At 60.3% G+C, this 21,713-nt stretch carries 22 protein-coding genes; 10 read left to right on the top strand and 12 right to left on the bottom strand.

The features are described from left to right. Positions 1-82: 82 nt before the first annotated feature. Positions 83-2,359, bottom strand: a complete 2,277-nt coding sequence (clpA, locus tag AC6I7Z_RS06955; protein WP_497813644.1) for an ATP-dependent Clp protease ATP-binding subunit ClpA — start codon at positions 2,357-2,359, stop codon at positions 83-85. Between the two features lie 57 nt (positions 2,360-2,416). Next, a complete protein-coding gene (clpS, locus tag AC6I7Z_RS06950; protein ID WP_033751321.1) occupies positions 2,417-2,737 on the bottom strand; it encodes an ATP-dependent Clp protease adapter ClpS in 321 nt (106 codons plus the stop codon). Between the two features lie 321 nt (positions 2,738-3,058). Here clpS and cspD point away from each other — a divergent pair, with 321 nt between their 5' ends. Next, positions 3,059-3,280: a cold shock-like protein CspD gene (gene cspD / locus AC6I7Z_RS06945; RefSeq protein ID WP_033751327.1), complete on the top strand. Its 222-nt coding sequence runs from the start codon at positions 3,059-3,061 to the stop codon at positions 3,278-3,280. A gap of 81 nt (positions 3,281-3,361) precedes the next feature. Here cspD and AC6I7Z_RS06940 read toward each other — a convergent pair whose 3' ends face one another. Further along, complete coding sequence (locus AC6I7Z_RS06940; RefSeq protein ID WP_497813643.1) at positions 3,362-5,008, bottom strand: DUF2813 domain-containing protein; 1,647 nt, start codon at positions 5,006-5,008, stop codon at positions 3,362-3,364. 105 nt (positions 5,009-5,113) lie between these two features. Here AC6I7Z_RS06940 and AC6I7Z_RS06935 point away from each other — a divergent pair, with 105 nt between their 5' ends. The 3 genes from AC6I7Z_RS06935 (at position 5,114) to ltaE (ending at position 9,138) form a co-directional block, all read left to right on the top strand. Next, complete coding sequence (locus tag AC6I7Z_RS06935) at positions 5,114-6,013, top strand: LysO family transporter (protein WP_497813642.1); 900 nt, start codon at positions 5,114-5,116, stop codon at positions 6,011-6,013. A 100-nt stretch (positions 6,014-6,113) separates the two neighbouring features. Further along, complete coding sequence (poxB, locus tag AC6I7Z_RS06930; RefSeq protein WP_497813641.1) at positions 6,114-7,835, top strand: ubiquinone-dependent pyruvate dehydrogenase; 1,722 nt, start codon at positions 6,114-6,116, stop codon at positions 7,833-7,835. Positions 7,836-8,136: 301 nt separating this feature from the next. Beyond that, positions 8,137-9,138: a low-specificity L-threonine aldolase gene (gene ltaE / locus AC6I7Z_RS06925; RefSeq protein WP_497813640.1), complete on the top strand. Its 1,002-nt coding sequence runs from the start codon at positions 8,137-8,139 to the stop codon at positions 9,136-9,138. On the opposite strand, the gene AC6I7Z_RS06920 is transcribed toward ltaE, so the two are convergent. Both AC6I7Z_RS06920 and AC6I7Z_RS06915 read right to left on the bottom strand, forming a co-directional pair. Then, positions 9,135-9,950 carry an N-acetylmuramoyl-L-alanine amidase gene (locus AC6I7Z_RS06920; RefSeq protein ID WP_497813639.1) on the bottom strand — a complete coding sequence of 272 codons (816 nt, stop codon included), beginning with the start codon at positions 9,948-9,950 and terminating at the stop codon, positions 9,135-9,137. The two genes, ltaE and AC6I7Z_RS06920, sit on opposite strands and share 4 nt — an antisense overlap. Next, entirely contained in the window at positions 9,947-10,267 is a 321-nt protein-coding gene (locus tag AC6I7Z_RS06915; protein ID WP_497813638.1) for a heavy metal-binding domain-containing protein, read from the bottom strand. The genes AC6I7Z_RS06920 and AC6I7Z_RS06915 overlap by 4 nt, the downstream gene beginning before the upstream one ends. A gap of 107 nt (positions 10,268-10,374) precedes the next feature. On the opposite strand from AC6I7Z_RS06915, the gene AC6I7Z_RS06910 reads away from it, so the two are divergent. The 6 genes from AC6I7Z_RS06910 to AC6I7Z_RS06885 all read left to right on the top strand — a co-directional run bounded on the left by AC6I7Z_RS06910 (position 10,375) and on the right by AC6I7Z_RS06885 (position 14,829). Next, the gene (locus AC6I7Z_RS06910) at positions 10,375-10,920 is read left to right on the top strand and encodes a lipoprotein (RefSeq protein ID WP_312141598.1); all 546 of its coding nucleotides are present in this window, start codon (positions 10,375-10,377) and stop codon (positions 10,918-10,920) included. A gap of 192 nt (positions 10,921-11,112) precedes the next feature. Next, positions 11,113-11,841 (top strand): arginine ABC transporter ATP-binding protein ArtP, encoded by a 729-nt coding sequence (artP, locus tag AC6I7Z_RS06905; protein ID WP_497813637.1) that lies wholly within the window; start codon positions 11,113-11,115, stop codon positions 11,839-11,841. Between the two features lie 15 nt (positions 11,842-11,856). Then, entirely contained in the window at positions 11,857-12,588 is a 732-nt protein-coding gene (artJ, locus tag AC6I7Z_RS06900; protein ID WP_497813636.1) for an arginine ABC transporter substrate-binding protein, read from the top strand. Positions 12,589-12,594: 6 nt separating this feature from the next. Then, on the top strand, positions 12,595-13,311 hold the full coding sequence (artQ, locus tag AC6I7Z_RS06895) for an arginine ABC transporter permease ArtQ (RefSeq protein WP_497813635.1): 717 nt from the start codon (positions 12,595-12,597) through the stop codon (positions 13,309-13,311). Beyond that, positions 13,311-13,979 (top strand): arginine ABC transporter permease ArtM, encoded by a 669-nt coding sequence (gene artM, locus AC6I7Z_RS06890; protein ID WP_033789238.1) that lies wholly within the window; start codon positions 13,311-13,313, stop codon positions 13,977-13,979. Before artQ ends, artM begins: the two co-directional genes overlap by 1 nt. A gap of 118 nt (positions 13,980-14,097) precedes the next feature. Next, positions 14,098-14,829 (top strand): arginine ABC transporter substrate-binding protein, encoded by a 732-nt coding sequence (locus tag AC6I7Z_RS06885; protein ID WP_497813634.1) that lies wholly within the window; start codon positions 14,098-14,100, stop codon positions 14,827-14,829. Between the two features lie 63 nt (positions 14,830-14,892). On the opposite strand, the gene rlmC is transcribed toward AC6I7Z_RS06885, so the two are convergent. The 7 genes from rlmC to AC6I7Z_RS06850 form a co-directional block, all read right to left on the bottom strand. Beyond that, complete coding sequence (gene rlmC / locus AC6I7Z_RS06880; protein WP_497813633.1) at positions 14,893-16,044, bottom strand: 23S rRNA (uracil(747)-C(5))-methyltransferase RlmC; 1,152 nt, start codon at positions 16,042-16,044, stop codon at positions 14,893-14,895. A gap of 48 nt (positions 16,045-16,092) precedes the next feature. Next, complete coding sequence (locus AC6I7Z_RS06875; protein ID WP_497813632.1) at positions 16,093-16,560, bottom strand: YbjO family protein; 468 nt, start codon at positions 16,558-16,560, stop codon at positions 16,093-16,095. 73 nt (positions 16,561-16,633) lie between these two features. Beyond that, positions 16,634-17,479 carry a putrescine ABC transporter permease PotI gene (gene potI / locus AC6I7Z_RS06870; protein WP_497813631.1) on the bottom strand — a complete coding sequence of 282 codons (846 nt, stop codon included), beginning with the start codon at positions 17,477-17,479 and terminating at the stop codon, positions 16,634-16,636. Beyond that, on the bottom strand, positions 17,476-18,441 hold the full coding sequence (gene potH / locus AC6I7Z_RS06865) for a putrescine ABC transporter permease PotH (protein WP_497813630.1): 966 nt from the start codon (positions 18,439-18,441) through the stop codon (positions 17,476-17,478). The genes potI and potH overlap by 4 nt, the downstream gene beginning before the upstream one ends. A 9-nt stretch (positions 18,442-18,450) precedes the next feature. Then, positions 18,451-19,584 carry a putrescine ABC transporter ATP-binding subunit PotG gene (gene potG, locus AC6I7Z_RS06860; protein WP_497813629.1) on the bottom strand — a complete coding sequence of 378 codons (1,134 nt, stop codon included), beginning with the start codon at positions 19,582-19,584 and terminating at the stop codon, positions 18,451-18,453. 117 nt (positions 19,585-19,701) lie between these two features. Next, entirely contained in the window at positions 19,702-20,808 is a 1,107-nt protein-coding gene (gene potF / locus AC6I7Z_RS06855) for a spermidine/putrescine ABC transporter substrate-binding protein PotF (RefSeq protein WP_497813628.1), read from the bottom strand. A gap of 381 nt (positions 20,809-21,189) precedes the next feature. Further along, the gene (locus AC6I7Z_RS06850) at positions 21,190-21,669 is read right to left on the bottom strand and encodes a YbjN domain-containing protein (protein WP_048784912.1); all 480 of its coding nucleotides are present in this window, start codon (positions 21,667-21,669) and stop codon (positions 21,190-21,192) included. Between the last annotated feature and the right edge of the window lie 44 nt (positions 21,670-21,713).

Genomic DNA, 21,713 nt, shown 5'->3' with positions numbered 1-21,713 from the left:
CATTTCGCTTTCGCCGCCTGAACGGCGGTGAAAAAAAAGGCCAGATTCGCATCTGGCCTTTTCTATTTCTGTCGTACGGCGCTTAGTGAACCGTGCCTTCCGTTTTGCGTTTTTCCGCGCTGAGGAAGTGGTAGGTCAGCTGGTTCTTCTCTTTGTCGAGCGCCACCGAGACCGAGCCGCCGTCCACCAGCGAGCCGAACAGCAATTCGTTGGCCAGTGGTTTCTTGAGGTTTTCCTGCACCGTACGCGCCATCGGACGCGCGCCCATCGCCTTGTCGTAGCCTTTCTCCGCCAGCCAGTCGCGCGCTTCGTCGCTGACCTCCAGCGAGACGCCCTTCGCATCCAGCTGCGCCTGCAGTTCGACAATAAACTTGTCCACGACCTGATGGATCACCTCCGGTGACAGGTGGCGGAACCAGATAATGTTGTCGAGACGGTTGCGGAACTCCGGCGTAAAGATCTTTTTGATCTCTTCCATCGCGTCGGTGCTGTTGTCCTGATGGATCAGACCAATCGATTTACGCTCGGTTTCACGTACGCCCGCGTTGGTGGTCATCACCAGCACCACGTTGCGGAAGTCCGCTTTACGGCCGTTATTGTCCGTCAGCATACCGTTGTCCATTACCTGCAGCAGCAGGTTAAAGACGTCCGGATGCGCTTTCTCGATTTCGTCGAGCAGCACCACCGCATGCGGATGCTTAATCACCGCATCGGTCAGCAGCCCGCCCTGATCGAAGCCGACATAGCCCGGAGGCGCGCCAATCAGGCGACTCACCGTATGACGTTCCATATATTCGGACATATCAAAACGCAGCAGCTCGATGCCGAGCGCCTTCGCCAGCTGGACCGTAACCTCGGTTTTACCGACGCCGGTCGGCCCGGCGAACAGGAAGGAGCCAACCGGTTTGCGATCCTGGCCCAGTCCGGCGCGGCTCATTTTGATCGCTTCGGTCAGGGCTTCAATGGCGTTATCCTGGCCGAACACCAGCATTTTCAGGCGATCGCCGAGATTTTTCAGCGTGTCGCGGTCGGTTGCCGAAACGCTCTTCTCAGGAATACGCGCGATACGCGCCACCACGGTCTCGATATCGGAGACGTTGATGGTCTTCTTGCGCTTGCTGGCCGGCATCAGACGCGCCCGCGCGCCAGCTTCGTCGATCACGTCGATCGCTTTGTCCGGCAGATGACGGTCGTTAATATATTTCACCGCCAGCTCAACCGCGGCGCGCACCGCTTTCGCGGTGTAACGCACGTCGTGGTGCGCTTCATATTTCGGCTTGAGACCGTTCAGGATCTGCACGGTTTCATCCAGCGTCGGCTCGGTGATATCGATCTTCTGGAAGCGACGCGCCAGCGCGCGATCTTTTTCGAAGATATTGCTGAACTCCTGATAGGTGGTTGATCCCATCACGCGGATTTTCCCGCTGGAGAGCAGCGGCTTAATCAGGTTAGCCGCATCTACCTGGCCGCCGGATGCCGCGCCTGCGCCGATGATGGTATGGATCTCATCGATAAACAGAATGCTGCTGTTATCCTGCTCCAGCTGTTTCAGCAAAGCTTTGAAGCGCTTCTCGAAGTCGCCGCGATACTTTGTGCCCGCCAGCAGCGAACCGATATCGAGCGAGTAGATAGTGCAGTCCTTCATCACTTCAGGCACGTCGCCCTGCACGATGCGCCAGGCCAGGCCTTCCGCGATAGCGGTTTTACCGACGCCCGACTCGCCCACCAGCAGCGGGTTGTTTTTACGGCGACGGCACAGCACCTGAACGGTACGCTCCAGCTCTTTGTCGCGACCAATCAGCGGATCGATTCCGCCGACGCGAGCAAGCTGATTGAGATTGGTGGTGAAGTTTTCCATACGATCCTCCCCGCCTGCTTGCTCTTCGTTGACCGGATTCTCACTGTTCGGCGCCTGACCGGGTTCGTCTTTACGCGTTCCGTGAGAAATGAAGTTCACCACATCAAGACGGCTCACTTCATGTTTGCGCAGCAGATAGGCCGCCTGCGACTCCTGCTCGCTGAAGATGGCGACCAGCACGTTAGCGCCAGCGACTTCGCTGCGGCCCGATGACTGGACATGGAATACCGCGCGCTGCAGGACGCGCTGGAAGCTGAGCGTGGGTTGCGTATCGCGCTCCGCTTCACTGGCGGGCAGCACCGGTGTGGTTTGTTCAATGAAAGCTTCGAGTTCTTGCCGCAGCGCGACAATATCGACGGTACAGGCTTCCAGTGCCTCTCTGGCCGACGGGTTGCTGAGCAGAGCCAGCAACAAATGCTCGACGGTCATAAACTCATGACGGTGCTCACGCGCTCTGGCGAAAGCCATGTTTAAACTGAGTTCCAGTTCTTGATTGAGCATAGGCACCTCCCCCAATTATCGCTCTGACAACCTCACCTTCACTATATGAGGGCGAGTTCAGGCTTTTTCCAGCGTACACAGCAATGGATGCTGATTCTCCCGCGCGTACTTGTTCACCATAGCGACTTTGGTCTCCGCCACTTCGGCGGTAAAGACACCGCAGATCGCCTTTCCGTGGTAGTGAACTTTCAGCATCAGTTGCGTTGCACGTTCAACATCATAAGAAAAGAACTTTTGCAGAACGTCAATAACAAATTCCATAGGCGTATAATCGTCATTATTCAGGATGACTTTATACATAGAGGGCGGCTGTAGTCCCTCTTTCGCTTTGTCTTCGGCCAGGTGTTCAAAGTTAAGCCAGTCGTTAGTATTTGCCATAATGTTCCGTTGAAATTCTGTACATCGATACGGACGATTATCTGTCCATACGTAGAGTTTAACACGCCTGTCAAGCACGCCTCCGCCGCAGCGATTTTTTGCGAAAAAACCCGCGCGCGACCTGTATCACAAAATTCGCAATAGCGTTAACTGTCTCAAATTTTGATGATTTTATCCCTGCACTCTCTGGTGGTTTGCTTGACGCCAGGGGCCCTTTCTCTACATTCTACAGACACAAGCTGATTGAGTTTTAAACAAACTCGACCCCAGCTTTAATTTACTCACCTGATTATCAAAATGTCTTGCGAGGGAAGTAAAAGCATGGAGACGGGTACTGTTAAATGGTTCAATAACGCCAAGGGCTTCGGCTTTATCTGTCCGATCGGTGGCGGAGAAGATATCTTCGCGCACTACTCTACGATTCAGATGGATGGTTACAGAACATTAAAAGCCGGGCAACAAGTTCAGTTTGATGTTCATCAGGGCCCGAAAGGCAATCATGCCAGTCTGATCGTGCCGGTGGACGTTGTACAGCACGCCTGAACTGCTATCACCCCATTCTGAACGCTCCCCCAAAAAATGCCAGCCGTGTCGCTGGCATTTTATTTTATTGCGCACGTGCGGTTAATCCGCTTTGCCGCGCGCCAGCCACATCACGCGCGAAAACAGCTGGCGCATTAGCGGCGGCATCGCCTGTTCTCCGCGCTCGGCGGCGGCGGTCGCGACGGCGATGGCCAGCTCCGGCTTGGAGGCGTGCTGAAGCGCTTTGGTAATGATACGCCTGGGACTCATCGCCACATTTAACGGCAGATGCGCCATCTGCAGATAAACCGCTTTAAAGCCTGATCCGAACAGATAGTGCTCCATGTCGGGCGCCGGCAGCTGCGTAAGATAATGGTCGCGCTCATCGTGCGGCGCCAGCTGGCTGCGCGCGGTGGCGGCATATTTATTGCCGGCGTCGTCGCCGTCGGTCAGCACGTGCCAGGCGATGCCCATGCGCGCGGCGAACTTTAGCAGCGGCTTCAGGCCCGCCTGCGCGAACTCGATGACCTTCACCCCTTCCGCCGCGAAGTGGTAGCCGCACTGGCGCGCCAGCTCGTTGATGATCCACACCTCGGTTTCGCCCTCCACCAGCAGCCAGCAACGGGCGAACAGCGCCGACGGCCGGTTGACGCGAATATGAAAGCCGATACGGCGGCTCTCTTCGGCGCTCAATCCCTGCGGGCCGATGCGCCAGGCAGCGACGCGCGTCGGTTCGCGCACCAGCCGACAGACATTTTCCACCGGCGTCAGCGACAACAGCTCGCCGGAGTTGGTGGTGGCGATTTTCTGCAGCGGGATCAGATCGAGCAGATTCCAGGTCACCGACAGCATAATCGGATGCAGCCGGGTCTCCGGATCTTCTATCAGCAGCAGCGGGCGCGCGTCGGGCGAGAGCCCTGCCGCGCCGCGCGCCTGCGCCAGCAGAACGAACATGCGCAGCAGCACGATCTGCTGACTGCGCGAATCGGTTTCGCCGATCAGCTGATTAAGGCGATCGAGCGCGCGCCAGCCGTGCGCGCCGTCGCGGGTTTGCGGATCGCTGCGCCGCGCGCCGTCCGCGGCGGGCTGCAGCACCAGGAAATAGTGCTCCATCAGCTGCTGCATGGTAGCGACGCCCTGCCGCAGCGTTTCATCGCTGAGCTGATGGGGCTGCGACGCCAGCTGACGCGTCAGGCTGCCGATATCCGCCGCCAGCGCGCTCATCTCAGCGCTTCGCGCCTGTCCGTCGCTGCTGTCGTGCCGCGCGCGGCGGCTAAAGCGCGCATCGCGCAGACGCAGCACCGGATGCAGCCGCGTCAGCAGGCTTATCGCCTCTTCGCTGCCCGCCGGCGGTAGCGCCTCGCCGTCAGCGCGCAGAAAGCGGCGCGAGGCGGTGACCTCGTTTTCGCGCAGTCGGGCGCGCGTGCTGAAGTAGAGCCAGCGCGCGCCCTGCGCGTCGCGCTGCCAGAATGGCGAAAACAGCGCCGCCTGTTCGCTGCCGTCGTCGCGAAAATGAAACACAATTTGCAGGCGCCGCATCGGCGTCTCGCGGTTGCCGGGCGTGAAGTGGAAATCGTGCCGGGTAAACTGATAAGGGCTCTCCTGCGGCGCAAGCAGCAGGCTCAGGGCGTCCAGCAAACTCGATTTGCCCCAGGCGTTTTCGCCGATCAGCAGGGTTGTCTGGGTGAGCGGCAGCGATAAATGATTAATGCCGCGAAAGCCGGTAATCTCGATATGTTCCAGAATCATGACGCTCTCTCCTCAGGTCCGGCCATGCCGCTGTAATACAAGGGTTTACTCTATCAGGCTTTTTCGCTAGCGTGTCCGCACTCTCTGCAAGGAAACGCATCCGTTATGTATTCTGGGCTTCTTATTATTCTGCTGCCGCTGGTGGCAGGCTGGCTGTTGCCGCTGCATCAGCCCGCTTTTTTACGTCTGGTGAATCGTCTGCTTGGCTGGATGGTCTATATCATTCTCTTCTTTATGGGCATCAGCCTCGCCTTTCTCGATAATCTCAGCCGCAATCTGCTGAGCGTTTTTCATATCGCGCTGGTCAGCGCGCTGGCGATCCTGCTGTGCAACCTGCTGGCGCTGCGCCTGCTGGAAAAAAAGCGTCCCTGGCAGCACAAGCATAGACAGGAAGCGCTGCCGTCGCGCCTGCGCATGGCGCTCGACTCGCTGACGCTGTGCGGCGTGGTGGTGATGGGCTTTCTGGCGGGGCTGACGCAGCTCGCTTTTCTGCGCCACGCCTCCACCGCCAGCGAATATGCGCTGATCTTTCTGCTGTTCCTCGTTGGAGTGCAGCTGCGCGGCAGCGGCATGACGCTGCGCCAGATTCTGCTGAATCGACGCGGCATGCTGGTGTCGGTGGTAGTGCTGCTGAGCGCCCTGCTGGGCGGCGCCATCGCCGCCGCGCTGCTGGGTCTGCCGCTGAAAACCGGCCTGGCGCTGGCCAGCGGTTTTGGCTGGTACTCTCTTTCCGGCATCCTGATGACCGAAGCGTTCGGGCCGGTGATCGGCAGCGCCGCTTTTTTCAACGACCTGGTGCGCGAGCTGACCGCGATAATGCTGATCCCGGCGCTGATCGCCCGGCATCGCTCCAGCGCGCTCGGACTGTGCGGCGCGACGGCAATGGATTTCACCCTGCCGGTGCTACAGCGCGCAGGCGGCAATGAAATCGTGCCGGCCGCTATCGTACACGGCTTTGTGATGAGTTTGCTGGCGCCGCTGCTCATCGCCTTTTTCTCCGCATAACGCGCAGCGCACTTTTTCACGGCTGCGCGCGCGAAACCTCGTCTAGGCTTCTCTTTTTGTCCGCCATTGGGAAGATGGCTTACAGCCAGAGGAGAGTAAGATGAAACAGACCGTTGCGGCGCTGATCGCGAAAACGCTGGAAAACGCCGGCGTCAAACGTATCTGGGGGGTAACCGGAGACTCCCTGAACGGGCTGAGCGACAGCCTGAACCGCATGGGCACCATTGAGTGGATGCCGACGCGACACGAAGAGGTTGCCGCCTTCGCCGCCGGAGCGGAAGCACACGTCAGCGGCGAGCTGGCGGTTTGCGCCGGCTCCTGCGGGCCGGGCAACCTGCATTTGATCAACGGCCTGTTCGACTGCCACCGCAACCGCGTGCCGGTGCTGGCGATCGCCGCCCATATTCCCTCCAGCGAGATCGGCAGCGGCTATTTTCAGGAGACGCATCCGCAGGAGCTGTTCCGCGAGTGCAGCCACTACTGCGAACTGGTCTCCAGCCCCGAGCAGCTGCCGCAGGTGCTCGGCATCGCGATGCGCGAGGCGATCCTTAATCGCGGCGTGTCAGTGGTGGTGCTGCCGGGCGACGTGGCGCTGAAGCCCGCGCCGGAGAGCGCGTCGACCGCCTGGTATCCGCCGCTGTTGCCGCAGGTGCTGCCGCAGGAGAGCGAGCTGGCGCTGCTGGCGCAAACCCTGAATGAGGCCAGCAATATCACGCTGCTGTGCGGCAGCGGCTGTGCCGGCGCCCATGACGAAGTGGTGCGGCTGGCGGAGACGCTGAAGGCGCCGATCGTCCATGCGCTGCGCGGCAAGGAGCATCTTGAGTACGATAACCCTTATGATGTCGGCATGACCGGGCTGATCGGCTTCTCATCGGGCTATCACGCCATGATGAACGCCGATACGCTCGTGCTGCTCGGCACCAAATTCCCCTACCGCGCCTTCTATCCCGAACAGGCGAAAATCATCCAGCTTGATATCAATCCCGGCAGCCTCGGCGCGCACTGCCATCTCGATCAGGCGTACGTCGGCGCGGTGAAGCCGACGCTGCAGGCGCTGCTGCCGCGGCTGGAGAAGAAAAGCGACCGTCATCATCTCGACAGCGCGCTGGAACACTACGCCGACGCGCGCAAAGGACTGGACGAGCTGGCTAACGCCAACGACAAACAGGCGATCCATCCGCAGTATCTGGCGCAGCAGATCAGCCACTACGCCAGCGACGACGCCATTTTCACCTGCGACGTCGGCACGCCCACCGTCTGGGCGGCGCGCTATCTGAAGATGAACGGCCGTCGCCGCCTGCTTGGCTCTTTCAATCACGGTTCAATGGCGAACGCCATGCCGCAGGCGCTCGGCGCCCAGGCGCTGAACCGCGATCGTCAGGTGGTGGCGCTGTGCGGCGACGGCGGCTTCAGCATGCTGATGGGCGACTTTATTACCCTGGCGCAGCTCAAGCTGCCGGTGAAGCTGGTGATCTTCAATAACAGCGTGCTGGGCTTTGTCGCCATGGAGATGAAGGCGGGCGGCTACCTCACTGACGGCACCGAGCTGGATAATCCTGACTTCGCCGCCATCGCTGAGGCGTGCGGCATTAAAGGGCTGCGCGTGGAGAAGGCGTCCGAGCTTAACGGCGCGCTGGAGCAGGCATTCGCGCATCCCGGTCCGGTGCTGGTAGATGTCATTACCGCCAAAGAGGAGCTGGCGATGCCGCCGCAGATCAAGATGGAGCAGGCGAAAGGATTTAGCCTCTATATGCTGCGCGCAATCCTGAACGGCCGCGGCGACGAAGTGGTGGAGCTGGCGAAAACCAACTGGCTGCGGTAAAAGAGAAAGAGGCCAGCGGGCGTCTGGGTCCGCTGAAGATAGAGACAAGGTGCCTGCGCGGATGGCGTGGCCCGATCGCAAAGACGCAAAAAACGGCATCCCTGCCAGCTCGGCCCGCGTGCATACGCACCTCATCCTTGAGGTGCGCCCGTAAACGGGCCAACGCGCTGCGTTGTTCAAAAACGCTCCTGGCGTTTTTGTCCATGGCGCGGGACGCTTTGCTCCTCGGGCCACGCCATCCGCTCCTCACCCTGTGTGCAGCCTGTTCGGGCGTTCTGCCCGCTTTTCTCAGGAGAGCAACGTGATCGATTTACGCAGTGATACCGTAACCCGGCCGAGCGCCGCGATGTTGCAGGCGATGATGGCCGCCGAAACCGGCGACGACGTCTATCGCGACGATCCCACCGTGAATGCGCTGGAGGCGGAAGCCGCGCGACTTAGCGGCAAAGCGGCCGCGCTATTCTTCCCGACCGGCACTCAGGCCAATCTGGTGGCGCTGCTGAGCCACTGCGAGCGCGGCGACGAATATATCGTGGGCCAGCAGGCGCATAACTATAAATATGAAGCGGGCGGCGCGGCGGTGCTGGGCAGCATCCAGCCGCAGCCGATCCTCGCTGCCGAAGACGGCACGCTGCCGCTGGAGTTAGTGGCCGCCGCCATCAAGCCGGACGATATCCACTTTGCGCGCACCCGCCTGCTTAGCCTGGAGAACACCCACCACGGCAAGGTGCTGCCGCTCGACTATCTCGCCCGCGCCTGGGCGTTTAGCCGCGAGCGCAAGCTGGCGCTGCATATCGACGGCGCGCGCATTTTTAACGCGGTGGTGGCGCAAAACGTCACGCTGGAGGCGATTGCGCGCTACTGCGACACGCTGACTATCTGCCTGTCGAAAGGACTGGGCACGCCGGTGGGATCGCTGCTGTGCGGCGATGAGGCCTATATTGAGCGCGCGCGCCGCTGGCGCAAAATGGCCGGTGGCGGCATGCGCCAGGCGGGCATTCTGGCGGCGGCCGGCCTCTACGCGCTGCAGCACAACGTCGCGCGGCTGAAAGAGGATCACGACAACGCCGCCTGGCTCGGCCAGCAGCTGCAGCAGGCGGGCGTCGAGGTGATGGATCAGCAGACCAACATGCTGTTCGTGCGCGTGCCCGCCGAACAGATCGAACCGCTGAAAAACTGGTTCGCCGCGCGCGACGTGCTGTTAAGCGTCGGACCGGTAACGCGCATCGTTACCCATCTGGACGTCGACCGCCATGCGCTGGAGCAGCTGCTGGCGCACTGGAAAGCCTTCCTGGAACGTTAATCGCCGTATCTCTCCAGCAGCGCCTCGGCAATCGCCAGCGTCTCCGCGTCCGGCAAGCCGCGATAGTCCGCCGGACGAAAATGCATCTGGAACGCCGCGATCAGCCGCTGCTGCTGACGCGGCGTGGCCGCGCCGCTCACGTCATAGCCGTAGCGCGACAGCGCCGATAGCAGCGTCTCTGTCGCCACCGGCGTCTGCGCCGCCCTGCCCGCTAAATAGTGCTGCACGCGCGACGCCTCCGGCCAGGCGCCGATCCCCTGCCGCGCCAGCTGAGCCCAGGGAAACAGCGGACCGGGATCCTGCTTGCGCTGCGGCGCGACATCGCTATGGCCGACAATATTCTGCGGCGCGATGGCGTAGCGCTGGGCGATGTCCTTCAGCAGCAGCGTCAGCGCGGCGATTTGCGCCTCGGTAAAGGGCTGCCAGTCGCGTCCGGTCAGGGTGCGCGTATAGCCGCGGTTCACCAGCTCGATACCGATCGAGGTGTCGTTGAGGCGCGTCGCGTCGCGCCAGAAGCTCGGTCCGGCGTGCCAGGCGAGCTGCGCTTCCGGCACCAGCTGCCAGATAATGTGCTTTCCGGCGCGCTGCGGCGGCTGGCGGGGAATAAGGTAGTGGGCGCTGACGTCGCGATCGGTCAGGGTCGCCAGCGAAGAGGGAAAATCTTCGGCGGTATAGTGAATAACGATCGCCTTAATGCGCGGTCTGGCGCCGTAAGCCGGATGCTGCGTGTCGACCCAGTAGCCCTGCCGCGATTCCAGTCCGCTCTGACAGCCCGCCAGCAGCAGCGCCAGCGCGGCCAGCAGCAGCCTCAACGGAGTTTCACCGCCGTGCCGCTTACGCTGACCATCAGCATGCTGCCATCTTTGCCGACGGTTTCGTAATCGATATCGATGCCGACCACCGCCGTCGCGCCCAGCGCCTTCGCCTGCGCTTCCAGCTCCTCGAAGGCGATTTCGCGCGCCTTGCGCAGCTCTTTCTCATAGGCGCCGGAACGGCCGCCGACCACGTCGCGGATGCCGGCGAAAAAGTCGCGGAAAATGTTAGCGCCAAGGATCGCTTCGCCGGTGACGACGCCGCAGTAGTCGCTGATGCTGTGTCCTTCCAGCGTAGGCGTGGTGGAAAATTTCATCGCTCTCTCCTGATATGAAATAGGGGACAAGGCTCTTTCAACTAAAAAGCACGGCTATACTCTATGCTAAAAATAGCGCTTTGCCAGAGAACAATAAGGAAATCGAGATGAGAAACAAAGCCTTTGCGCTGCTGCTTCCGGCCGCACTGCTGCTCTCCGCCTGTACCACGGTGGAGCCGGTGATTAAGGACAACGGCCCTCGCACCGCGCCCTGCGTCGATGGCGGTCCAGACAGCGTCGCGCAGCAGTTTTACGATCTGCGCATTCAGCAGCCGACGCCGGGCCTGCCGGGCAGCGATCAGCTGGCGAAATATCGCCCCTACCTGAGCGATCGCCTCTATCAGGCGCTGCAGCAGGCGAATACCCAGGGCGGCAACGCGACGGCGCAGTGGCGCAGCAGCGATCTCTTCTCCAGCCTGGCGCAGGGTCCGACCGCCGCCAGCGTGGCGGACAGCTCTACCATTCCGAACCGCGACGCGCGCAATATTCCGCTGCGCGTCGAGCTGAGCCGCGACGGCAAAAGCTGGCAGGATGAGGTGCTGATGATCCGCGAAGGCACCTGCTGGGTGGTGGATGACGTGCGCTACGTCGCCGACTGGGCGCATCCGGGCGGCGGCACCCTGAGCCAGACGCTGGAGCAGGCGAAAAAATAATCTCTTCCCCGGCGCGCCGCTCTCTTGCGGCGCGCCTCTTATTGCCTGCGCGCCCCTGCCGCTAAGTGGCGCGATATTGTGCTACGCTTTACCTGTTTCTCTGCAGTTTAATAAATTTTAACCCACTTCATTTGCATAACTATTCTGGTGCGGTTAAGATTCGCGGCACTAATGGCTATTCAAAATTTGCGCATGAGTATTCAACTAAACGGGATTAACTGCTTTTACGGCGCCCACCAGGCGCTGTTTGACATCAATCTGGATTGCCCGCAAGGCGAAACGCTGGTGCTGCTCGGCCCAAGCGGCGCGGGGAAAAGCTCACTCCTGCGCGTGCTTAACCTGCTGGAGCAGCCACGCTCGGGCAGCCTGAAAATCGCCGGCACCCATTTCGACTTCAGCAAGACGCCGTCCGACGCCGCCATCCGCGAACTGCGTCAGAATGTCGGCATGGTTTTCCAGCAATATAACCTCTGGCCGCATCTCACCGTGGTGCAGAACCTGATCGAAGCGCCGTGCCGCGTGCTGGGACTCAGCAAAGCGGAGGCGCGCGCGCGCGCCGACAAGCTACTGGAGCGCCTGCGCCTTACGCCCTATGCCGATCGCTTCCCGCTGCACCTCTCCGGCGGCCAGCAGCAGCGCGTCGCCATCGCGCGCGCCCTGATGATGGAACCGCAGGTACTGCTGTTCGACGAGCCGACCGCCGCGCTCGATCCGGAAATCACCGCGCAGATCGTCAGCATTATTCGCGAACTCGCCCAGACGCACATTACCCAGGTCATCGTGACGCACGAAGTAGAAGTCGCCCGTAAAACCGCCAGCCGCGTGGTGTATATGGAGAACGGCCATATCGTGGAACAGGGCGACGCCAGCCGATTTACACAGCCGCAAACCGAGGCGTTTGCACATTATCTTTCGCATTAAGTCAGGAAGCTCTCAATGAAAAAAATCGTACTTGCTGCACTGCTTGCTGGTCTGAGCCTGAGCGCGTCTGCGGCGCAGACTATTCGCTTCGCCACAGAGGCCTCTTATCCGCCGTTTGAGTTCGTCGACTCCAGCAACAAGATTCAGGGCTTCGACGTCGACCTGGCGAACGCGCTCTGCAAAGAGATGAACGCGACCTGCACCTTCACCAACCAGGCGTTCGACAGCCTGATCCCGAGCCTGAAGTTCCGCCGTTTCGACGCGGTGATGGCCGGTATGGACATCACGCCGGAGCGCGAAAAACAGGTGCTGTTCAGCAAGCCTTACTACGACAACTCCGCGCTGTTTATCGCGCAGAAAGGCAAAGTGGCCGATGTGGCCGCGCTGAAAGGCAAGCGCGTCGGCGTGCAAAACGGCACGACGCACCAGAAATACCTTAACGATCAGCATGCCGATATCACTACCGTGCCCTACGACAGCTATCAGAACGCGGTGCTGGATCTGAAAAACGGCCGTATCGACGCGGTCTTCGGCGACACGGCAGTGGTCAACGAATGGCTGAAGCAGAACGCCAGCCTGACGGCAGTTGGCGATAAAGTCACCGACAAAGCCTATTTCGGCACCGGCCTCGGCATCGCCGTGCGTCAGGGCAACACCGATCTGCAGGCGAAATTCGACGCCGCGCTGGAGAAGGTAAAAGCTGACGGCACTTACAAAACCATCTACAGCAAATGGTTCCAGCAGTAATTAACCATGAGTGAGTTCTATCCTCTCGCCAGCGCCGCCGGCATGACCGTCGGCCTCGCTGTGTGCGCCCTGATCGCCGGCCTTGCGCTGGCGATGATTTTCGCCGGCTGGGAATCGCTGCGCATTAAGCCGCTGGCGTGGATCGGCACGGCGCTGGTGACGCTGATCCGCGGCCTGCCGGAAATCCTGGTGGTGCTGTTTATCTATTTCGGCGCCTCGCAGCTGCTGCTGGTGCTCTCCGACGGTTTTACCCTCAATTTCGGCCTGTTTCAGCTGCCGGTGCAGGTTCAGATCGAGAATTTCGACGTCAGCCCGTTTCTGTGCGGCGTGATTGCGCTGGCGATCCTCTACTCCGCCTACGCCTCGCAAACCCTGCGCGGCGCGCTGAAGGCGGTGCCGCAGGGTCAGTGGGAGTCGGGTCAGGCGCTGGGCATGAAGAGGTCCGCCATCTTCCTGCGCCTGATTATGCCGCAGATGTGGCGCCACGCGCTGCCCGGACTCGGCAACCAGTGGCTGGTGCTGCTAAAGGATACCGCTCTGGTGTCGCTGATCAGCGTTAACGATCTGATGCTGCAGACCAAGAGCATTGCCACCCGCACGCAGGAGCCTTTTACCTGGTTTCTGATCGCCGCGGCTATCTATCTGGTGATTACGCTGCTGAGCCAGGCGGTGCTGCGCCGTATCGAGCTGCGCGCCACCCGCTTCGAGCGAGGGAATAGCTGATGCTGAGCTACCTGCCTGAAATTCTGAAAGGGCTACACACCAGCCTGACGCTCACCCTGGCGTCGCTGCTGGTGGCGCTGGCGCTGGCGCTGCTTTTCACCGTGGTGCTGTCGCTGAAAACGCCGCTGCTTAATCCGCTGGTGAAAATCTATATCACCCTGTTTACCGGCACGCCGCTGCTGGTGCAGATCTTTCTGATTTACTACGGCCCCGGCCAGTTTCCCAGCCTGCAGAGCGTTCCCTGGCTGTGGCATCTGCTGTCGCAGCCCTGGCTGTGCGCCATGCTGGCGCTGTCGCTTAACAGCGCCGCCTATACTACGCAGCTGTTTTACGGCGCGATGCGCGCCATCCCGTCAGGCCAGTGGCAGTCCTGCGCCGCGCTCGGGATGAACCGCAAAGATACGCTGCGCATTCTGCTGCCCTATGCGTTTAAGCGCGCCCTCTCCTCCTATTCCAACGAGGTCGTGCTGGTGTTTAAAGGCACCTCGCTCGCCTACACCATTACGCTGATGGAAGTGATGGGCCACGGCCAGCTGCTATACGGCCGTACCTACGACGTGATGGTGTTCGCTGCCGCCGGGCTGGTCTATCTGGTGGTCAACGGCCTGCTGACGCTGATGATGCGGCTGATCGAACGGCGCGCGCTCGCCTTTGAGCGCAGAAGTTAATATCCAGGCGAGCAATGCTCGCCTTTTTCATTTTTTACTCACAAATATTGCATAAAGATTCATTTACTGGCATCGTGTCAACCGTTCCGCCTCTGGCATGGTTTTCAGGAGTAATACGATGAAAAAATGGATCCTTGCCGCCGCGCTGGCGACGCTGACCCTGAGCGCCCACGCGGCGGATACCCTCCGCTTCGCCTCTTCCGCTACCTATCCTCCGTTTGAATCGCTGGATCGCGACAATCAGATTGTGGGATACGATATCGATCTGGCCAAAGCGCTCTGCCAGCAAATGCAGGCGGAGTGCACCTTTACCAATAACGCTTTCGACAGCCTGATCCCGTCGCTGAAATTTCGCCGCTTCGACGCGGTGATCTCCGGCATGGATATCACCGACGATCGCAGCAAGCAGGTCGATTTCACCCAGCCCTATTACGCCAACTCCGCCGTGGTGATTGCGCGTAAGGGCAAATTCAGCGATTTCGCCGCGCTGAAGGGCAAACGTATCGGCGTGGAGAACGGCACCACGCACCAGAAATATCTGCAGGAGAAGCATCCTGAGATCGTTACCGTCGCCTATGACAGCTATCAAAACGCCATTCTCGATATGAAAAATGGCCGTCTTGACGGCGTATTCGGCGACACGGCCGTGGTGAATCAGTGGCTGAAGACCAACGGCGATTTAGCGCCGGTCGGCGAGCACGTGACGGACAAGGCTTATTTCGGTACCGGTCTGGGCATCGCGGTGCGAAAAGGCAACGACGCGCTGCGCGACAGGCTAAACGCCGCGCTGGCGACGCTGAAGAGCAACGGCGTGCTTCAGCAGCTTAATCAGAAATGGTTCCCTGAGTAATACGCTATTATGGGCCAGCGGACGGGCGTCCGATCGGTTCTGCATCGCTCCTGGCTCAGAGGCTCAGGACGCTGGCCCACCCTCTTCCGCGCCACGGCGCGTCAGCAGGCAGAGCACTTCAAAGTGCGCGGTATGCGGAAACATGTCGAACAGCTGTACGCGCGTTATCCGATAATCCGCCAGCCGCGCGATATCCTGCGCCATGCTCTCTGGATTGCAGCTCGAGTAGAGAATGTTGTCCGGCGCCATGCGGCTGAGATAGTCGCACAGCGCGGCGCCGATGCCGCGCCGCGGCGGGTTGACCAGCACCAGATCGGGCACCGCGTCGCGCCCGGTGGCGAAAGCGGTCGAATCCAGCGCGGCGAAACTGACTTTTTCCAGCCCCAGCATCTCGGCTGAACGCTGCGCGCAGGCGATCGCCTCGGCGCTGATCTCAATGCCGGTCAGCTGCATTTGCGGCGTGGCGCAGTGCAGGCCGAAGCCGCCGACGCCGCAGAAAAGATCCCACATGCTGCCGATGCGCAGCTCGCCGACCCAGTCGCGCGCCGTGGCGTAGAGCGCGGCGGCGACCTGCGGGTTGGTCTGGAAAAAGCTTTGCGGCCGGATCCAGAGCGGCACCTGATTGAAATTTTCCGCCAGCGACTGCGACGGCGTCAGCGCAATCTCCTCATCCCCTTCCAGAATCGCCATGTGCACCGGCTGTATATTCGCGGAGATCACCTTGAGCTGCGGCAGCTGCTGCTGTAGCCAGGGCAGCGCGGCGCGCAGCTGGTTCAGCTTCTCTCTGGAGCGCAGCACAAAGCGCAGCATCATGCCGCCCTGGGTGCTTTCGGTCAGCAGCAGGAACTTCAGCTCGCCGCGGCGGCGCGCCACGTTATAGGGGGTTAAGCCCGCACGGGCGATAAAGGGCTTCAGCGCGGCGAAAACCGGCGCGAAGCTGTCTGGATAGAGCGGACAGGCGCAAAGATCTACCGCGCTGCCGTCGCGCTGCACCATACCCAGCACCGGACGCTCTACGCTGCCGCTGACCACCATCTTCGCCTTATTGCGAAACGCCTGCTGCGCCGAGGTGACCGGCGGCAGCCACTGCGCTACCGGCTGCTGCGCCAGCAGCGACTTCAGCCGCGACTGCTTGTCGCTGAGCTGCTGTGAATAGGGTTTTTCCAGCCACTGGCATGAGCGGCAGCGATCGGCGTCATAGAGCGCGCATTGCATGGGGTAAGGCCTGTGTCATTCAAGGAGGTCGGGCGGAGCGCGATTGTATCACCGCTTACGGAAAAATGCGCGGCTGGCGGCCGGCACGAACAGCAGGCCGAGCACCAGCAAATCGGGCAGCTTTTGCATCAGCGTATGGTGAATGATTTGCGCGTTGTTCGCGCCGCTGATGCTGAAAATCTCCGGATAGATGCCGCCGGTAGAGGCCAGCAGCATATAGAGCAGCACCACCAGCTGCGTGGCGGCGAAGCCCCAGCGGCCGCGGTTGCTGCCGCGCAGCAGCAGAAAGGCGCAGCGCAGCTCATAGAAAAAGATCAGCTGGCTGGCGATAAAGATAAGGGTGGAGTCCCAGGCCTGCGCGCTGCGATGAACGAAGTTCGCGATCTCCTCCAGCCCCAGCTCGTTGGCCAGCATCAGCACGCTCAGGCAGCGCGTCGCGATAATGGCGATGCCCGCCACCGTCACCGGCACGGGCGCAAGAGCGATAAAATCGCCTTTTTTCAGGGTTTCGGACATGGCCAGGCTCCATCACTACACGCAGACGGGCGGAAAAATCCGCCCGTCTTTATAGTGGCAAAGATCAGGGATTTCAGCCACGTCTGGCCTTCTGAATATCGCGAATACGCTGTTTTTCTTCGTGCGCCATCCAGCGCCAGGCGATAAAGCCCACCAGTCCGACCACAAACAGGATCAGCGACGCCAGCGCGTTGATCTCCGGGTTCACGCCGCGCCGCACCGTGGCGAAGATCGCCATCGGCAAGGTGGTGGCGCCCGGCCCGGTAACGAAGCTGGCGATCACCAGATCGTCCAGCGACAGCGTAAAGGCGAGCAGCCAGCCGGTGACGATCGCCGGGGCGATCATCGGCACGGTGATCACGAAGAACACCTTGAGCGGCGTCGCCCCCAGGTCCATCGCCGCCTCTTCAATCGAGCGATCCAGCTCGCGCAGGCGCGAGTTGATCACCACCGCGACATAGGCGGTACAGAAGGTGACGTGCGCCAGCCAGATGGTCAGCATGCCGCGGTCGCTCGGCCAGCCGAAGGCGTTGCCCATCGCGACGAACAGCAGCAGCAGCGACAGGCCGGTGATCACGTCGGGCATCACCAGCGGCGCGGTCAGCATAAAGGCGAAGCCGGTATGGCCACGGAAGCGGCCAAAGCGCACCACCACCACCGCCGCCATGGTGCCGAGCACCACCGCCATGGTCGCGCTCAGCGCGGCGATGGTCAGGCTGAGTCCTACCGCGTCCAGCATGGCGCTGTCCTGAAACAGCACGCGATACCAGTGAAACGAGAAGCTCTCCCACACCGTGACCAGCTGCGAGCTGTTAAACGAGTAGACCACCAGCAGCAGCATCGGCGCATAAAGAAACAGGAAACCGCAGACCAGAATGGCGGTGCGCCACGGCGAGCGAATCGCAGGCAGCTGATTCATTCCTTCTCTCCCATTTCACGGTTTTGATGCTTGTGGAACCAGACGATTGGCAGGATCAAAATCAGCAGGATTATCACCGCCAGCGCCGAGGCGACAGGCCAGTCGCGGTTGTTAAAGAACTCCTGCCACAGGATGCGGCCAATCATAATACTGTCCGGGCCGCCCAGCAGTTCCGGGATCACGTACTCACCCACCGCCGGAATAAACACCAGCATCGAGCCGGCGATGATGCCCCCTTTGGTCAGCGGCACGATGACGCTGAAAAAGGTCTTCAGCGGCTTCGCGCCGAGATCGAGCGAGGCTTCCACCAGCGAGTAGTCGATGCGCGTCAGCGCGGTATAGATCGGCAGCACCATAAAGGGCAGATAGCAGTAAACGATGCCGATATAGACCGCCGTATTGGTATAGAGGATCACCAGCGGATGGTCGATCACGCCCAGCCACATCAGGAAACGGTTCAGGATGCCGTTGTTGTTGAGCAGCCCCATCCAGGCGTAGACGCGCACCAGAAACGAGGTCCACGACGGCAGGATCACCAGCAGCAGCAGGATGGTGCGCATCGAGGGCTTGCTGTGCGCCACCGCCCAGGCGAGCGGGTAGCCGACCAGCAGGCAGATCAGGGTCGAGATCGCCGCCACCTTCAGCGACTGCAGATAGGCGTCCACGTAGAGCGGATCGTCGGTGAGCGTCAGGTAGTTGCCGAAATTCAGCACCACGTTGAGCTGATCGTCGGCCCAGCTCATCAGCTCGGTGTAGGGCGGGATCGCGCGCGCGATATCGGCGAAGCTGATCTTCAGCACGATTAAAAACGGCAGCAGGAAAAAGAGCACCAGCCAGACGTAAGGCAGCGCGATCGCCAGCTTGCGGCCGTGACGCATTTTCATGCGCGTCGCCCAGCGCTGCAGCGGCGTGCCAGCCAGCCAGGCGCGCGCCGGTTTGCTGGAGTGAAAAAGTTGGCTCATCGCATCTCCTCAGGCGGTCAGCACGACGCAGCTGTCGACATCCCAGCAGAGGCGCACTTCGTCGCCCCAGGTCGGCAAGCCTTTGCGGAAACGGTGGGCGTTCTGCAGCTGGGCGCTGATCATCTGCCCGCTTTTCAGACGCACGTGAAAAATAGAGAGATCGCCGAGATAGGCGATATGCACCACTTCCCCGACGGCGAAGTTGTAGCCGTCCGCCGGCACTTCGTCGCACAGCATCACTTTCTCCGGGCGCAGCGCCACGTGCACCGGCACGTTGTCCGGCACCGAGACGTCGGAGTCGACCTTCAGCGGATGCACCAGCCCAGGACTGTCGATCACCAGGCCATCCTCCTGACGTTCGCGCAGCAGCCCGCTGAAGACGTTAACCGAGCCGATAAACTCGGCGCTATAGACGGTGGTGGGATGCTCGTAAATCTCTTCCGGCTCGCCGATCTGCACGAACTTGCCGCGGTTCATAATGGCGATGCGGCCCGCCATGGTCATCGCCTCTTCCTGGTCGTGGGTCACCATGACGCAGGTCGCGCCGACGCGCTCCAGAATATCCACCACTTCCAGCTGCATGCGGTCGCGCAGTTTTTTATCGAGCGCGCCCATCGGCTCGTCGAGCAGCAGCAGCTTGGGACGCTTCGCCAGGCTGCGCGCCAGCGCCACGCGCTGCCGCTGACCGCCGGAGAGCTGGTGCGGCTTGCGCTTCGCGAACTCCTGCATATGCACCAGCGCCAGCATCTCCTGCACCCGCGCCGTGATTTCACTCTTCGGCAGTTTGTCCTGCTTCAGGCCGAAGGCGATATTCTGCTCAACCGTCATGTGCGGAAAGAGCGCATAGGACTGAAACATCATGTTTACCGGACGCTGGTAAGGCGGCACGTGAGAGAGATCCTGGCCGTCCAGCACAATCTGGCCGCTGGTCGGCGGCTCAAAACCCGCCAGCATGCGCAGCAGCGTCGATTTTCCGCAGCCGGAGGCGCCAAGCAGCGCGAAAATTTCGCCTTTATAGATGGTGAGGCTGACATCGTCCACGGCGTGCTGTCCGTCGAACGATTTGGTCAGGTTGCGGATCTCCAGCAAGGGCGTTAACGCCTTTGCGGTTTTAGGTTGGGGACGAGGGATCGCGTCGTTCACTAACAGTTCACTCCGGTCTACGCGGAACGGCTAAGCCAGCCGCTAAAAAAGAGAAAACAGAGGCCAGCGCAGCGCCTCTGTTCCAGGTTGTAAATGTGCGAATGCGCAAAAAGCCGCTTATTTCCCGCTTTTCACTCGCGTCCACGCACGGGTGCGCGCGCGATCCAGCTTCGGATCCTGCACCTTCAGCACGAACAGCTTCGACATCGCTTCCGGCGTCGGGAAGATGCCCGGATTGTTGCGGATATCGGCGTTGATCAGCGGCAGCGACGCCTTGTTACCGTTAGCGTAGGACATCTTGTTGGAAACGTCGGCAATCACTTTCGGATCCATGATGTAGTTCAGCCATTGATAGGCCGCATCGAGATTTTTCGCGTCTTTCGGGATCGCCATCATATCGAAGAAGGCGAGCGCGCCCTCTTTCGGCACGCTGTAGGCGAGATGCACGCCGTTTTTCGCCTGCTCGGCGCGATTTTTCGCCTGCAGAATATCGCCCGACCAGCCGATAGCGACGCAGGTGTTGCCGTTCGCCAGATCGTTGATGTACTGCGACGAGTGGAAGTAGCGAATGCTGGGGCGCAGCTTCAGCAGCAGATCGGTCGCCGCGCCGGAGTAATCTTTGGCGTCAGAGCTGTTAGGATCTTTGCCGAGATAGTTGAGCACGGTGGCGAAAATCTCTTCTGGCGCGTCGAGGAAAGAGACGCCGCAGCTTTTCAGCTTCTCAAGGTTTTCCGGCTTCAGCACCAGATCCCAGCTGTTGACCGGCGCGTCGGCGCCCAGCGCCGCCTTCACCTTGTCAACGTTATAGCCGATGCCGGTGGTGCCCCAGAGATAAGGAATGGCGTATTTGTTATCGGGATCGTGCTGCGACACCTTCTTCATCAGCTCAGGATCGAGATTCTTGTAGTTCGGCAGTTTGCTCTTATCCAGCGGCTGGAATACGCCGGACTGCAGCTGGCGCGCCAGGAAGCTGGAGGATGGCACCACCACGTCGTAGCCGGTGCTGCCCGCCATCAGTTTGCCTTCCAGCACTTCGTTGGAGTCGAAGACGTCGTAGACCACTTTGATGCCGGAGGCTTTTTCAAAATTCGGCACCGTGTCCGCCGAGATATAATCTGACCAGTTATAAACATGCAGCGTTTTATCTTCCGCCATCGATCCTGCAGAGGCGACCATCAGTACGCCGGTAACCGCAGCTGACAACCATTTTTTTTGATTGAACATCTTTTTATTTCCTCCTGAGCGGATCGTCACGGCCTGGCTAAAGCGAATGCCAGCGCTGCGAGCTGTGCGTCAATTCACAGACACAATGAATCAATATTCATTGAGAGTTTAATAGTAAAAACTGATACCTGCGCTGCGAATCCACGTCTCATGCAGCCCCGCAAGAATAGCCCCGCTACCCTGCCGCTACCATACCCCAGCGTAAAAAACGCCTTTTAGCGACAGGTTATGCATGTTTGTGCTATGTGGTCTGGCAGGAACGGCACAAACCACGAGAAATATCTGGCATTAAAGGGCAAAATGCAGAATAAAAAATGGTGGGCCAAAAATGAAAACTGCCGCATAAAGCGGCAGTTGAAGCGGGGCGGAAAAAAGGCTGGCTTAGTGCAGCAGCGAGTGGCTGAAGCTAACCGGCGAACGCTCTTCTTCTTCGCCCATCATCAGCAGATTATTGGCGAAGGCTTCCATAATCACCATCGAGACCTGCTCTTCGCTCTGCTTCATAAAGCTGGCGAACTGGCCGAAGGTCAACCCGGCGCTGGTCGCCAGGGACTGGCAGACAATCAGCTTCGGCAGGTTGTCATCCTGAATGTCGACAAAGGCTTTTACCGTCAGCGAGCTGGCGTTGATCTGCGACAGATCGCCGACCAGCGGGATCAGCGCCGTGGGCTTCACTTCCGCCAGCGCGGAAAAGAGAATAACGTTGTCGACCAGATCGATTTTGGCGTCGAACACCCCATCGAAATTTTGCATGTGCGGCAGATGAAGTGCCTGGCAGGCATCACATTCGAACCAGGTGATATTTTGCTGATCCAGCCAGCGACGCAACAGGTCGATATCCGGAACGACAAGAGAATCCATCGTAGTGTCCCAAGGGGTGAATAAACAGGCGACTAAGCTTACGG

Source organism: Pantoea sp. X-Soil-MYKO-1289, assembly GCF_059730625.1.
This window is presented reverse-complemented; position numbering and strand designations above follow the sequence as displayed.